Here is a 14,987-nt window from a genome sequence, read left to right as displayed (position 1 = left end):
ACACACTTTAAGAGACAGTCCTAATAATTAATTTTTAATTTGTCCAAATTTTTGGGTGCAGTCCAAATTGAGATGGATTTTTTTATTTATCATTAAGATACTTATTAATCAACAATAATTTTATTAGATTGATTTTTCGTTTTAACGATATAAACTCCTTTAGGTAATTTATTTAATCTAACTTTAGAATTATTTGTTACATTTTGAATCGTTTGAACCAATTGTCCATTGATAGTAAAAATTTGAATTGTTTCTTTATTTTCAATTCCATTGACAACAAACTCATGATTTTTAACTGGATTAGGATAAATAACTAATTTATTATTTTGCTTTTTAACCTCATCTGTTGCTAATTTTTCGTAACAAGTCCATGATAAATTATCAAAAGAAACACGGTTATTTGAAGTTTCATCAATCAACTCAATTACAACATCTCCTTCAACATTAATATTATCAATTTTTGTTGTTTTAGCTGTTTTAGAATAAGGTATTTGTCCTTTTACTTCTCCATTAATTTTTAATGTATAAAATCCATCAGAATCTGCAAAAGGAAGATATGTTTTTACTGATAAAGAACCTATTCCTCCAGAAATTGTAGATGATTTTAAATTTCCTTTTCTAATACAAATTGCTTTATTACTATCTCCATCGATATAAATTTGCTTGTCTGTTCTTGCATTTGTTGCAGTCCACACAATTCCTCTATTCGACCAAGTTCTATCTGTGTAAGATGATGCTGGAGGTGTACTTCCTGTAGATGGAATATTTTCAAAATCCTCTGTTCCACAGCTTGTTCCTTCTCCTGAACCTCCTCCTATATTAGATTCTTTTGTTGTTACTTGAATTACAGTACTATTATCCGATTTATTTCCAGCTACATCTTTTGCTACAACATAAAAAGAATAAGTTGTCGAAGGATTTAATCCAGAAACTGTTCCGTTATTACTATAAACAGTTGTATTATATGTATTGTCTACATAAATATCATATTTATTAACACCTACATTATCTCTAGAAGCTGTCCAAGTTAACGACACACTTGATGATGTAATCGTTGTTGAAGCTAAATTTGTTGGCACAGTAGGTTTTTCAGTATCCTCTTCAGAACCTCCTCCTTCACCAAAAGATTCTGGCCAATTATTTTGCGCTTTAGGACCTCCCCAAATAACAGTTGCTAAATATGGATTATCAATAAACGGATTTCTATTTCCTTGAACATTCGCTACAACATTATTTCTTTGAATTTCAAATTGCGAAACAGGATCTTCTACATTCCATTTCAAAAGAATATCAGGGAAATCTGATGAATATGTACTTGGTCCAAAAGTAATGTTAAGAGGTAAAGTTCGTTTGTCATAACGTACATACATATACATTAAAATTCTCGCAACATCTCCTTTCCATTCATCACCTGGATACCAACCACCACGACTCGTTTTCATTGCCATTGCTCCTACTCCATCATCAAAAAGCAAACTTCCACGAGTACTATTCAATGTGACATCAGCAGGACGTAAATGATGTCCATCTGATCCAGGTCCAGAAGTTCCTAAATTTGGTGTTCCTTTAGATTTTGCATAAACATGCTCTCTATTCCAAGATCCTGAAAAAGCACGACTTCTTTGATGTGTACCAGAACTCTGAGATCCATAAATCAACAATAAATTAGATGGATTTTGAGGATCGGCATCACTTGTTTGAAATAAATTTTTCAAACCTTCTGAATAAGAAACATTTTGCTTATGAGTATCAGTAATTAATTTAGCAAAATCATTTTTCAACTCATTCTTCGTTTTACTAAAATTAATGCTTGAATAATACGCAGGTGCTTTTTGAGCTTGTGCGAATAATGCTAAAGCAAATGATAAAAAAGTAAATTTCAATTTCATTTTAATAACAATTATTTGTTTAATAGTATAACTTCCTTGTTTTCATAAGAAAGCCTTAATGTGTAATTTTTCATTATCAAAGGAATTTGTTTTTCGAACTCCAAAAAATAGATTTTTCCAAATTGATAAAACCTCGCATTTATTTCTTCTTTCAAATATGTAGATGCAACATTAGCTTCTATTTCATTGATTAAAAATGGTTTTTCTAACCAACTTATATTTTGTTCTTCAAAAAAGAATACATCTGTAAAAAGGCCTGGATGATTTTTTCCTTGTCCTATAAAAATTCTGTTTTCGCGTTCATCAATTCCAATCACATAAACCGGAAATTCTTTTCCGCTAACATTTAAACCTTTTCGTTGTCCTATTTCAAATTTTTCTATTCCAGTATGTTCTCCCACAATAAAACCATCAAACAAAGAATAATTTCTTTGGTTTACCTTCCAAGAAAGTTCTTCTTCTTTTGATTGAAAAGATGGTTTTTCCATATTATAAATAGAAGAATTTTTTGGAATTTCTACAATTTGACCTATTTTCACTTCAATTAATTTATTTGTTTCTTTCCAAAAAAGGAAAGCCATAAATATAGAATGTTAATGTTAACTAAAAGTTAAAAATAAAATTTTCATTTTTAAACTATTAACATCTTATAAACAAAAAAGGGATTTCTAATTGAAATCCCTTTTTTGTATTTTAAAATCTTTTAATGACTATGCGTGTTAGCTTCCCCAGCTGAACCTTCACGATCATATGAACAACAAGAAGGTAAATTTCCGTACACTTTTTCTTCTGCACGTTTATTATCAGTATCGTGACCAACCGCTACTACAGCGTTTTCTACATCATCCACTTTACTCTTTTTCTCATTCAATATAATATGTAAATTTTGCGTATTACTATCCCATTCAGCAGATTTTACACCTTTTACACCATAAGCTGCTTTTTCTATACGATCTTTGCATTGCCTACAATTTCCTTTAACGTGTAAATCGTGTTTTGCATTTTTATTTTGTGCTTGTGCGCTAATTCCTAAAGTCGCAACCAAAGCAAAGGCTAATAATTTTTTCATTATTTTATATTTTTTATGATTTTTATTTTAAACTAAATCTTAATCCAGCGTAATACATTTGTCCAAAAATTGGCGCATAAACAATCGAACTATCGAAATTTGAACCAAAAGGATTATCTGCTCCTAAAATTACGCGATGTTGTTGATAATTCGTTACATTTTCTCCTCCAATATATACTTCAAAACGTTTTGAAAAAACACGTGTAATCTGGAAATTAATTGTCCCAAATGGATTCGAATATTCATTCAACTGATTTTCTGGTAAATTATCTGATGTATTTGGTAAACGCTGTTTTCCAATCCAATTATACGTTGCATCAAAACGCCAATTTTTACCATTTCTTTCGCGTGTTTCGTATTCTAAATTTGTAAAGAAACGATGTTTCGCTTGCAACGGACGTTCTAATTTTCCTTTTTCATAATCTGTTGCGATATCGTAATATTTATAAGATGCTCTAATTTTGAAATTTGTGAATGGATTATAATTAAAATCAAATTGGAACGAATTTGCATACGAATCTCCTTCTAAATTATAAAATCTTACTTGACGAGCCAAATAATCGATATCAGTTACGATTTGATTTTGAAAATCTGTTCGATAAAAATCTGCTGTAACATCTGCATTTTTACCAAATAATTTAAATTCTTGTGTTACGCTAAATCCATAATTCCATGCAATTTCTGGATCTAAACCATATATTTTTCCATTTCCATCGCCCAGAATATTAAATTGTCTTGAAGATGCAAATAAATTCTGATTTTCTGCAAATATATTATTGATTCGTTTTCCGCGACCAACCGACGCTTTTATTGTTGTTCCTTTTACTGGCATATAACGCGTATGCAAACGCGGTGTCAAGAAAAAGCCCATTCGATTATGATAATCTCCACGAAGCCCAGCAATCATATTGAAATTCTTCATATTATCAAACGTATATTCGAAAAATGCTCCTGCAGAATTATCAATTCGATCATAATTCGCATCCGTTGGAAGCGCTACAAATTCCTTGAATTTATCGTATGTAAAACTAGCTCCTGTAGAGAATTTATTTTTTGTATTGCTAATAATCGAACTAAAAATATAATTGGCATAAAAACTTTGTTGTTCGATATCATATTGATTCAATCCAAAGTAAGAATCTTGTTTATGATAGCTAAACGCCGTTTGTAATCCCATACTTTGATAAGGCATTTCTGGAAAAACATACCCAATTTTTGACGAAACATCCACACGATTTGTATTGATTTCTGACCCCCAATAATTTGTTGTTAATTTATCACGATCTTTATCAAAATCAACTTGTCCTGCTTGTTTTGTATCATTCAAATATCTTGCAGATAAAAATCCGACCCAACCTTTTTCTAAGTTTTGATATTGCCAACGATTCATTACATTAACTTGGTGTCCAAGCGGATTATCTAAAAATCCATCATCGTTCATATCATTCTTCGAAACGCGTGCATTTCCATGCATAAACAAAGAAGTACTCCATTTATCATTCAATTTTTTGTTCAAATGCACATTTCCTTCAAAACGAGAATCTGTCGAACCATAAAGATTCACAAACAACGGAATATCATTTGAAGGTTTTATTAATTCTGTATTAATCTGCCCAGAAATACTTTCGTAACCATTAATCACCGTTCCAGCACCTTTCGTCACCTGAATACTTTCTACCCAAGTTCCTGGCGTAAAACTAAGCCCAAAAGCTTGAGAAGCTCCACGAACATTTGGTATATTTTCTTCTGCAATCAAAATATAAGGAGAGGTTAAACCTAACATTTTAATTTGCTTATTTCCTGTCACAGCATCCGAAAAATTGACATCAATAGAAGGATTTGTCTCGAAAGATTCAGCTAAATTACAACATGCTGCTTTCAACAATTCTTTTCCAGTCATTGTCGTCATATTGGTTGCAAACTTCGATTTTTTAAGCGAACTACTTGTATCACGAACCACAACTTCATTCAACGAAGTATCCCCAAAATGATCTTTTACATTGATGGTGATATTCTGAAATTCGTCTTTTAATTCCTTAAAAGTTGTTGTTTCATTGTCATAAAAAACACCTAAAATTGAGGTTGGTTGATAATTTTCGATCTCAAAGTTTCCTTTTTCATCTGTAATAACAGTAATATCTGACGATTGCCAAAACACTTCTGCTCCAACGATTGGTTGTTGATTTTGATCTGTAATTTTTCCTTTTAAAGTAGATTGTGCGTAAGAAAACGCAGCACTTAGTATAAATACTGAAGTGAATATTTTTTTCATTTTTACGATTTAAGGCTCAATGCCTATTTATTATTGTGTACTTGTTGATTAGATTTTCATCAAATACTTTAATATTTAGATAATAGCGTATTGTTTTCTGATTAATTTAATCAAAAAATAAACGGGTATTACCCTTCGTAAAATGTTAACTGAGAATTGAGTATATAATTTGGCGGTGCATTTGACGCAACATAAAAATCAAGGAAACTAGATTGATTGCTCACCTCTTCATCTTGAATCGGAATTCTAATTTGAAGAATTTCAGAAACTATAAAACTAATCGGAATAAGTTTTTGAATTTTGACAGTTTGCTTTTCTACAAACTTATCCGAATATGAAATATCCTTACAGCAATCATCTTTTTTAGATTTATTGTTTTCCGGTAATTCGCAATGTTTTTTTTCTGTTTTTGGAGGACAACACGAAGTAGAAACTCCCATTTCGTGCGAATTATTATCCAAATGATTCAACTTCACTTGCTCCACCACTCCTTGACAAAAATGCATAGAAAATGCGTAGCTAAGATTTGAAAAAATCAAAACCACCGACAAAACATACTTTATGTAATGTTGCATTTTCATGTTGGACAAAAATAAACAAAAAATTCAAATCAAAACAAACTGAAATTTATATCATTTTCAAAGTTTCTTATAGAATTTTCAGTTTTCATCACTTTATCTTCTTGCCTGTTTGTTCGTCGGAATATTAATAATCCCAGAACCATTTACCAACGATTTATCGTTTTCGTTAACAATTTTCAAAACAACTTCAAAATTTTGCCAATCTATCCCTTGCAAAGTCACTAAACCTGTTGCTTTATCAATCGATTTTATTTTAAATCCTTTATCAGGAAAATCTTGTCCATCGACAATCGGATCAAAATCCAACCCAACTTCTGGCTCAACTTTAAAAGCAGAATCTTGCACAAATTTGTATCGATCTTTAAAACTTTGCGTCAATAATTCATTTTGCTTGATATACTCATCTTCGTTTATTTTTCCAATTGTATCCATGATATAATCAACATAATTATTCATAAAATCAAGCGCAACATTATAATTAACATCCGATTCTTTAACCGAATCTTTCACTTCACTTTCAATTTTATTTTCTGTTGATGAACTAGATGAATTATTAGAATTACAACTTGTAACAAAACTTAATAATAGAACAGGAAGAATAATTTTTTTCATAGGGTTATCTTTTTTTTATGATTTAAAAGTATGTTTTTTTTGATTGAAATTGAAATAACTCGAATAGTAAAATCAATCATTTTGTTAATAATCTTCTCAAAAAATAGAATAAGCGATTAAAGCCTTACGATTTTATCAAAATATACCTCAATAGTCATCAAAAATCACTAAAATTGCACTTTAAATAAGAACACACAATTAATTATGTCAGAAGATATTTTCAAGAAAGTAGTTTCTCATGCGAAAGAATATGGTTTCATTTTTCAATCGAGTGAGATTTATGATGGATTATCAGCCGTTTACGATTATGGTCAAAACGGAGCTGAGCTAAAAAATAACATCAAACAATATTGGTGGAAAGCAATGGTACAAATGCACGAAAATATTGTCGGCATTGATTCTGCTATTTTTATGCACCCTACTACTTGGAAAGCTTCGGGCCACGTTGACGCGTTTAATGATCCTTTGATTGATAACAAAGATTCTAAAAAACGTTACCGTGCCGATGTTTTAATTGAAGATCATTGTGCAAAAATTGAAGGTAAAATCGAGAAAGAAGTTGCAAAAGCTGCAAAACGTTTCGGTGATGCTTTTGATAAAGATCAATTTGTTGCGACAAATCCTCGTGTTGTAGAATATCAAAATCAAATCAATACAATTTTAGCGCGCATGGGAAAATCTTTGGAAAACGAAGATTTAGATGATGTAAAAGCTTTGATTGAAGAATTAGAAATTGCTGATCCTGTAACTGGTTCTAAAAACTGGACAGAAGTTCGTCAATTCAACTTGATGTTCGGAACAAAATTAGGTGCAACAGCTGATCAGGCAATGGATTTATATTTGCGCCCAGAAACGGCTCAAGGTATTTTCTTAAATTACTTGAACGTACAAAAATCTGGACGTATGAAATTACCTTTCGGAATTGCTCAGATTGGTAAAGCTTTCCGTAATGAGATTGTTGCACGTCAATTTATTTTCCGTCAACGTGAGTTTGAACAAATGGAAATGCAATTTTTCGTAAAACCAGGAACTGAGTTAGATTGGTACGAAAAATGGAAAGAAACACGTTTACGTTGGCACCAAACATTAGGTTTAGGAAATGATAATTACCGTTTCCACGACCACGAAAAGTTAGCGCACTATGCAAATGCTGCTGCTGATATTGAGTTTAAATTCCCATTCGGATTCAAAGAATTAGAAGGAATTCACTCTCGTACAGATTTCGATTTGAAAGCTCACGAACAACATTCAGGTAAAAAAATTCAATATTTCGATAACGAAACAAACGAATCGTACACACCTTACGTGGTAGAAACTTCTGTAGGTTTGGATCGTATGTTCTTAGCAGTTTTCTCAAATTCATTGAAAGAAGAAGTTTTAGAAGATGGATCAGAACGTGTAGTATTGTCTTTACCAGCTGCATTAGCGCCAATTAAAGCGGCTGTTTTACCATTAGTTAAAAAAGATGGTTTACCTGAATTAGCGAAAGAAATTTTGAAGAAATTACGTTTAGATTACAACGTAATGTACGAAGAAAAAGATACTATCGGTAAACGTTACCGTCGTATGGATGCGATTGGAACACCTTTCTGTATCACTGTTGACCACGATTCATTAAACGATAATTCTGTTACTTTACGTTACCGTGATACAATGGAGCAAAAACGTGTTAATATTAATGAGTTAGCTCAAATTATCGACAAAGAAGTCAACATGAAATATCTTTTTGAACAATTATAAAAAGAATATCTTCTCAATACAATAATACTAAAGCTCAGAAATTTCTGAGCTTTTTTTATTTTTATTAAAATTTTTAACAATTTGGCAAAGCTTTTGATTTTAATCTAGATATATTAATCTAAAAAATACAAATTATGGGCTTTATTATTAATCTTTTGGTATCAGCATTAGTTGTTTTCGGACTTGCTAACATTTTACCTGGAGTATCTGTAAAAGGATATGGTTCTGCGATTATTGTTGCACTTGTTATCGGACTTTTAAATGCTGTTGTAAAACCAATTTTAAACATTATTAGTTTACCTGTAACAATCTTAACATTAGGTTTATTTTCTTTTGTGATTACAGCAATTATTATCTTATTAGCAAGCGCAATTATGGGAGACAGTTTCCATGTTGACGGATTCTGGTACGCATTATTATTTGGTATTGTTTTAGCAATTGTCAATTCTTTAGTTGGAGGAATGATGGGAGACTAATTTATACAAATTACTACATATAAAAAGCTGTCTAATTTTGGACAGCTTTTGTATTTTATAAAAGTTTTATTGAGGATAAAATTTTATTTGCTCAAAAATATAGTTATCATGTTTTTTAAGAAGATCAACCAATTGTTTCAATTCGGACTCTTCCCATTTATTCTGAAACATCTCATCATGAATTAACACAACTATATTATTATTTGTAAAGGTTTTATTCGATTCTAATTGATTAACAATTTGTTTATAAATCGCTTGAACAGATTGCACCGGTGTTCCATCTTTTCCATGATGCGTCCATTCCAAATCCCAACCAATAACTTTATAACCCAACTTTGCTAAACCATCAGCCGTTTGTACACCAGAAGCTCCATCATTCTTCGATTTTCCGTCCAATCTCCACATGTTTCTTCCTGGTAAACGAACAATTTTATCTTGTAATTTTAGTATCGATTGGTTTTTCAAAATATCCTCAACCGACGTTTGCTCGTTACTATAAAACTTTTTGTACTGATCATTCGCATGCGTCCAACTATGATTACATTCTTCGATGTAAGGATTATCTTCGTAATATTTAAAATAATCCGTCATTGTTTTATTTTTCTCCACATGTTCTCCAACAAGAAAAACAGTCACTTTTAACTTCTCATTTTTGAAAACCTCATCAATATTTTCACTTCCATTCAAAGGTCCATCATCAAAAGTTAAATAGATATATTTTTTCACAGAATCACTCGCTTTCTGTGCAAACAAACTTGTCGAGAAGATTAATAAAAAGACACTCAAAAGTGTCATTATTCTTTTATTCCATATCATTTAAGTTAGTTTTTAATGAATTAAATGTATGAAAGAAATTCTATTTTTTATATTTTTCTAATGCTTTTTCTAATCGTGTTTTGATTCTTTTTTTCACTAATCTTGGAGCAAGAATTTCTATTTCTTCTCCAAATCCTAAAAGTTCTCGTTCCAACTCAAAATTATGTACAACTTCTATCGAAAATAAAGTTCCTTCGTCCGTCACTTCCAACACTTTTTGCGTCGCATGAATTGGTTTTGTCACCACATAGGGCGCTAATTTTTTATTCACACGAAAAACAACACGCTGCTCCCTTTCTTTCACACTTTTCGTTACGCCAATCGCATTGTTATAATACGTATCAAAATTAATTTCTTGCTCATCGATAAAAGGTTCATTTGCCAATTCATAAAACTCAACAATTCTATCCAAAGCCAACGTATACAAATTTTTATCTTTTCTCGATTTAGCCAATAAAAACCAGCGATTACGGTATTCTTTCAACAAATACGGATAATAAACTTGTTGTTTTGGTTCTTGATTTTTTGCTTTGAACGATTGATAAGAAATCAGCAAAGACTGCTTCTTCACAATTGCTTGATACAATCGATTCAAATGCTCCAAACCTTTTAACAATGCATTTTCCTCAAACTGAATATAATTTGGTTGTTGATGAGTTTGCTTGGATAAATTATTTTCGAGACGCGTAATAATCTCGTTCATATCATCAAAATAATTAAAACCATTCAATTGTTTCATCACCGAAATCACTTCTTTCATTTTATCTAAATCTGCAGACGAAACAGGCGAATTATGAATCGAATAATTATGATCTTCATATTCATAAAACTTTTTTTCTCGAACAACAATTGGCGCATGATAACCCAATTTATCACTTCGCATCACCTGAATGTCGCTTTGAATTGTCCGTTTCGAAACGCCAGAAGTTATTCCTTCGTATTCATACAAAGCTTCCGAAACTTTTTCTATCAAATCTTCTAATGTCCATTTTCTGAAATGATTTTGAAGACATTTATCGATCGTTTGATAACGTATTAATGCAATTTTATTGGTTGCCATGGTTGATTTCTTTGTTCAATACTACAAATTTCAAATCAAAGTACGCAATCTATTTGCGCAGAAATTTTTATTTCAAATTTTATTCAAAATATTTTCAATATAAAATCCTCTATTCATCATCATTTACAAATTATTTCGAAAAAATATTTTATTGCGCAATTCATTCGCACACTTCTACTCCAACTTTGTCAAAGGTTTAACAACCAAACGATTTTAATTGTTCCTTGACAAATGTTTCAGTATAGCATTGTAGTAGAAAATGCTTCATCACTTCTATTCTGAATAATTAAAATCCCAATGATGCACATGGGTTCGAATCCCATTTTCAATTTCGATTGGAATAGCTAAGCGGTATAGCAATCATTAATGATGGGTCGTAGGTTCGATTCCTACTTTCAGTAAACTGAAATAACTCAGTTGGTTAGAGTAATCATTAAAATCAGACTTTTAATCTGTTTTTTATCGCCCGAAAGGGCACCATTGGAAACAAAAAAAGCTAAAAAGTTTTCTTTTCGAATAGAAAGTTTATTTCGTAGAAATAAATTTGAAATAAGATCAAAAACTTGCTTAAAACCTGAATTTGAAACTTTAGTTGATGATTGATTTCAAAAGTTTAAACTAAAAAATCAAGTCAAAATGATTTGAAAAAAATGATTAAAACAAGAAATCAAAATAAGCTGCTCAAACTTCAAATTCCGTTTTAAAAAAGAAAAATGATTTAGCTTTTTTAATTAAAAAATTTAGAAAAAGATTCTTCGATAAACTCAGAATGACAATAATTCGTCAATTCGAGTGATTTTTCGAAATGAAAATAAAGAAAAATTGTATCGAGAATAGAATTAAAAAATAGTCATCCTGAACTCGTTTCAGTATCTCATAATAAAGATTCTTCGACAGGCTCAGAATGACAAAAAAAATAGTAAAAACCTATAAAAAATAATAAAATGAAAAAATTAGCAATTAACAACCAAGAAATTGGAATCTATATCAAAAATAACGAAGTAGATAAAATTTACTCAAAAGGAAATTATTGGATTTTCTTTAATAAAAACATCGAAAAATTAAACATCAACGAAATAATTGATGAAAAATACCACACAATGTTTTTAGAAAATGAAACATTGAAATCGATGGTAGATTTTATCGAAGTATTACATAACGAAGTGTTGATTATTTACAAAAACAATCAATCGTACGATTCATTTTACAATAAAAATGTGATGATTTGGAAAAATTCGACTCAATTAAAAGCTGTAAAATTTGACTTGAATTCTACTGACGAAATTAAGAATTTAACAAAAAGAGAAATAGATATTTTAAGAAAAACTGGTGCGATTCGTATTATTTCTATTCCAACTTATCATGAAGGAATTTTGTTCAAAGACAATGAATTTAATTCAGTTTTAAAAGCTGGCGAGTATAAATTTTATAACAACGAAGTTAAAATCTCGATGGTATCTTTTGATATGCGTCCGCAAACAATTGAAATTTCGGGACAAGAAATTTTGACGAAAGATAAAGCGCAATTACGAATCAATTTTATGGTAAATTATCAAATTACTGATTTGTTAAACGCTTATCAATCGAACAAAGATTTCGAGAAAATGATTTATCAAGCCATTCAATTAGGTTTGAGAGAATTTATTGGAAACATGAATTTTGATGATTTGATGTCAGATAAAAATTCGGTAACGAATTATATCATTCAAAAATATCAAGCTCAATTCCAAGAAATTGGTCTAAAATTGATTGACGCAGGTATGAAAGACATTATTCTTCCAGGAGAAATAAGAGAAATTATGAACCGTGTTTTGATTGCCGAAAAAACGGCTCAAGCTAATTCGATTACGCGTCGTGAGGAAACTGCTTCAACAAGAAGCTTGTTGAATACAGCAAAATTAATGGAAGAAAACGAAACATTATGGAAATTGAAAGAGATGGAATACATCGAAAAAATTGCTGATAAAGTAGGAGAAATCTCAATTTCTGGTGGGTCGAATGTATTAAATGAACTAAAAACAATGTTTACTAAATAATATTCTAACCAAATTATATGAAAACAACTGAACAACAAAACAAACCAATTAATGGAAACGATTTGATTGCCTTGGGTTATCCTGAGAATGAAATTTTAGGAATTGCCTTAAAAATTAACCGAAAAAGAAATGGTTATACAAAAGCCGAAATGCTTGATAAATATGCGCAAGTTTTGTCTTCGCCACAAGATTTCTTAGAAGATAAAATTTTCAAAACGCTTGCAAATGGTTTTATCAATGGAATTCATTTACCTCAACAAGATGAAAACTTAATTGAATTGAATGAAAATCCGAACGATTTCAACATTTATGGTGCAAAAAATATTGAAGATGGTGCTTTAGAACAAATGAAAGTAGCCATGAAACTTCCTGTAACAGTTGCCGGCGCAATAATGCCAGATGCTCATCAAGGTTATGGTTTACCGATTGGCGGAGTTTTAGCAACAAAAAATGCAATTATTCCTTATGGTGTCGGCGTTGATATTGGATGTAGAATGGCTTTATCGATTTATGATTTACCTGCTTCTTATTATTTTGAGCATCATGATTCGTTAAAAAAAACTTTAATAAAAAACACAAAGTTTGGTGCAGGACATGGTTTTCATGGTCAATACAAAGCCGAACATCAGATTTTGGATGATGCAAAATTCGAAACAAATTCATTTATTCAAAATTTAAAAGATAAAGCGTGGTCGCAATTGGGTTCTTCTGGAGGAGGAAATCATTTTGTAGAATTTGGTCTGATTGATTTCAAAGAAGATGATAAGAAACTGAACATCAAAAAAGGTTCGTATTTAGCGTTATTAACGCATTCTGGATCGAGAGGTTTCGGTGCTACAATCGCTGGACATTATACAAAAATTGCAAAAGAAATTTGTAAACTTCCGTATAAAGCACAAAATTTAGCTTATTTGGATTTGGATTCTGCAGAAGGTCAAGAATATTGGATTACGATGAATTTGGCTGGTGAATATGCTTCGGCTTGTCACGAAATTATTCATCAAAAAATTAAAAAATCTATCGGTGCAGAAGTTTTAGCTAAAGTAGAAAATCATCATAATTTTGCTTGGAAAGAAATTTACAACGGCGAAGAAGTCATTGTTCATCGAAAAGGTGCAACGCCAGCTTCTAAAGATGTGATGGGAATTATTCCAGGTTCTATGACTGCGCCAGGATTTTTGGTTCGCGGAAAAGGTGAAGAAAATTCTATTCATTCGGCTTCGCATGGTGCTGGTCGTCAAATGAGCCGAACACAAGCAATTAAATCATTATCACAAAACAAGATAAATGATTATTTGAACGATTTTGGAATTACATTAATTGGCGGTGGAAAAGATGAAGCGCCGATGGCATATAAAGATATTCACGAAGTAATGGCAGCGCAACAAGATCTGGTTGATGTTGTGGCTACTTTTACGCCTAAAATGGTCAGAATGGCTGATGACGGATCAAGAGAAGATTAAAAAAATGCCTGAACAAATTGTTCAGGCATTTTATATTTTATTGATTAAATCCAATCTTTTGGATGTTTTAACACGTCTACTAATCTATATTCTTCAGAACCTTCTTCTGGCTGATGATTATAATGCCATTGTACATGTTTGGGTAAACTCATCAAAATAGATTCTATTCGTCCATTGGTTTTCAAACCAAACAAAGTTCCTCTATCATGAATCAAATTAAATTCTACATAACGACCTCGTCTAATTTCTTGCCATTCCTTTTGTTCAGCAGAAAATTCATCATTTTTGTGTTTTTCAACAATCGGAATATACGCCTCCAAAAATGAGTTTCCTACTTCTGTTACGAAATCATACCATTGTTCAACTGTTTTTTCTGAAGTTGGTTTCAAGTAATCAAAGAACAAACCTCCTATTCCACGCGCTTCTTCTCGATGCGTATTCCAAAAATATTTATCACATTCTTCTTTATACTTTAAATAAAAAGCCGCATCATGCGCATCACAACTTTTTTTACAGATTGTATGCCAATGCATCACATCTTTTTCATCCAAATAATATGGCGTCAAATCTTGACCTCCTCCAAACCATTGATCGACAATATTTCCTTCTTTGTCATACATTTCAAAATATCTCCAATTTGCATGAGTCGTCGGAATATGTGGACTTGTTGGATGAATAACCAAACTCAATCCACAAGCAAAAAATTTACCCGAAGAAACATTCAAAGCCTTTTGCATGGTTTCTGGTAATTCACCATAAACCTTAGATATATTAACGCCAGCTTTCTCAAAAACAGCTCCGTCAGTTAAAACACAAGATAATCCACCACCTCCTTCTTCGCGTTCCCAATTATCTCGTAAAAATTTAGCTTTACCATCAACTTCTTCAAGTTTGGCTATAATTTTACTTTGTAAGTCTTGTATATATTGAAAAAATTGATCTTTCATCATAAATATTTTTGCAAATATAGAAT

General features: G+C 31.1%; 13 protein-coding genes. 4 read left to right on the top strand and 9 right to left on the bottom strand.

Translation table 11 applies throughout. The features are described from left to right. Positions 1 to 104 precede the first annotated feature (104 nt). The 6 genes from B3J26_RS09800 to B3J26_RS09775 all read right to left on the bottom strand — a co-directional run bounded on the left by B3J26_RS09800 (position 105) and on the right by B3J26_RS09775 (position 6,423). The gene (locus B3J26_RS09800; protein WP_291074337.1) at positions 105 to 1,889 is read right to left on the bottom strand and encodes an endonuclease; all 1,785 of its coding nucleotides are present in this window, start codon (positions 1,887 to 1,889) and stop codon (positions 105 to 107) included. An 11-nt stretch (positions 1,890 to 1,900) separates the two neighbouring features. Beyond that, the gene (locus tag B3J26_RS09795; protein ID WP_115001257.1) at positions 1,901 to 2,470 is read right to left on the bottom strand and encodes a tRNA methyl transferase PRC-barrel domain-containing protein; all 570 of its coding nucleotides are present in this window, start codon (positions 2,468 to 2,470) and stop codon (positions 1,901 to 1,903) included. Between the two features lie 122 nt (positions 2,471 to 2,592). Then, a complete protein-coding gene (locus B3J26_RS09790) occupies positions 2,593 to 2,958 on the bottom strand; it encodes a heavy-metal-associated domain-containing protein (RefSeq protein WP_115001258.1) in 366 nt (121 codons plus the stop codon). A 22-nt stretch (positions 2,959 to 2,980) separates the two neighbouring features. Continuing rightward, positions 2,981 to 5,230, bottom strand: coding sequence for a TonB-dependent receptor (locus B3J26_RS09785; RefSeq protein WP_115001260.1), 2,250 nt, complete (start codon positions 5,228 to 5,230; stop codon positions 2,981 to 2,983). 128 nt (positions 5,231 to 5,358) lie between these two features. Further along, positions 5,359 to 5,805 (bottom strand): HYC_CC_PP family protein, encoded by a 447-nt coding sequence (locus tag B3J26_RS09780; RefSeq protein ID WP_125349052.1) that lies wholly within the window; start codon positions 5,803 to 5,805, stop codon positions 5,359 to 5,361. Positions 5,806 to 5,904: 99 nt separating this feature from the next. After that, positions 5,905 to 6,423, bottom strand: coding sequence for a hypothetical protein (locus B3J26_RS09775; protein ID WP_115001264.1), 519 nt, complete (start codon positions 6,421 to 6,423; stop codon positions 5,905 to 5,907). Positions 6,424 to 6,627: 204 nt separating this feature from the next. Here B3J26_RS09775 and B3J26_RS09770 point away from each other — a divergent pair, with 204 nt between their 5' ends. Further along, entirely contained in the window at positions 6,628 to 8,163 is a 1,536-nt protein-coding gene (locus tag B3J26_RS09770) for a glycine--tRNA ligase (protein ID WP_125349051.1), read from the top strand. A 134-nt stretch (positions 8,164 to 8,297) separates the two neighbouring features. Then, on the top strand, positions 8,298 to 8,639 hold the full coding sequence (locus B3J26_RS09765) for a phage holin family protein (RefSeq protein WP_115001266.1): 342 nt from the start codon (positions 8,298 to 8,300) through the stop codon (positions 8,637 to 8,639). 66 nt (positions 8,640 to 8,705) lie between these two features. Here B3J26_RS09765 and B3J26_RS09760 read toward each other — a convergent pair whose 3' ends face one another. Together B3J26_RS09760 and B3J26_RS09755 are read right to left on the bottom strand one after the other, a co-directional pair. Further along, positions 8,706 to 9,455 carry a polysaccharide deacetylase family protein gene (locus tag B3J26_RS09760; protein ID WP_115001267.1) on the bottom strand — a complete coding sequence of 250 codons (750 nt, stop codon included), beginning with the start codon at positions 9,453 to 9,455 and terminating at the stop codon, positions 8,706 to 8,708. 40 nt (positions 9,456 to 9,495) lie between these two features. After that, a complete protein-coding gene (locus B3J26_RS09755) occupies positions 9,496 to 10,515 on the bottom strand; it encodes a helix-turn-helix transcriptional regulator (RefSeq protein WP_188319801.1) in 1,020 nt (339 codons plus the stop codon). Positions 10,516 to 11,459: 944 nt separating this feature from the next. Between B3J26_RS09755 and B3J26_RS09750 the strand changes: the two genes are divergently transcribed. Both B3J26_RS09750 and B3J26_RS09745 read left to right on the top strand, forming a co-directional pair. After that, positions 11,460 to 12,551 (top strand): slipin family protein, encoded by a 1,092-nt coding sequence (locus B3J26_RS09750; RefSeq protein ID WP_115001269.1) that lies wholly within the window; start codon positions 11,460 to 11,462, stop codon positions 12,549 to 12,551. Between the two features lie 17 nt (positions 12,552 to 12,568). Then, positions 12,569 to 14,014, top strand: coding sequence for an RtcB family protein (locus B3J26_RS09745; protein WP_291049074.1), 1,446 nt, complete (start codon positions 12,569 to 12,571; stop codon positions 14,012 to 14,014). Positions 14,015 to 14,058: 44 nt separating this feature from the next. Here B3J26_RS09745 and hemF read toward each other — a convergent pair whose 3' ends face one another. Then, a complete protein-coding gene (gene hemF / locus B3J26_RS09740; protein ID WP_291049071.1) occupies positions 14,059 to 14,961 on the bottom strand; it encodes an oxygen-dependent coproporphyrinogen oxidase in 903 nt (300 codons plus the stop codon). Positions 14,962 to 14,987: the final 26 nt, after the last annotated feature.

Source organism: Empedobacter sp. UBA5987 (genome assembly GCF_002429865.1).
Classification (GTDB): Bacteria; Bacteroidota; Bacteroidia; order Flavobacteriales; family Weeksellaceae; genus Empedobacter; species Empedobacter falsenii_B.
The sequence above is the reverse complement of the archived record's forward strand: the minus strand, read 5'-3'. Positions and strand labels throughout refer to the sequence as shown.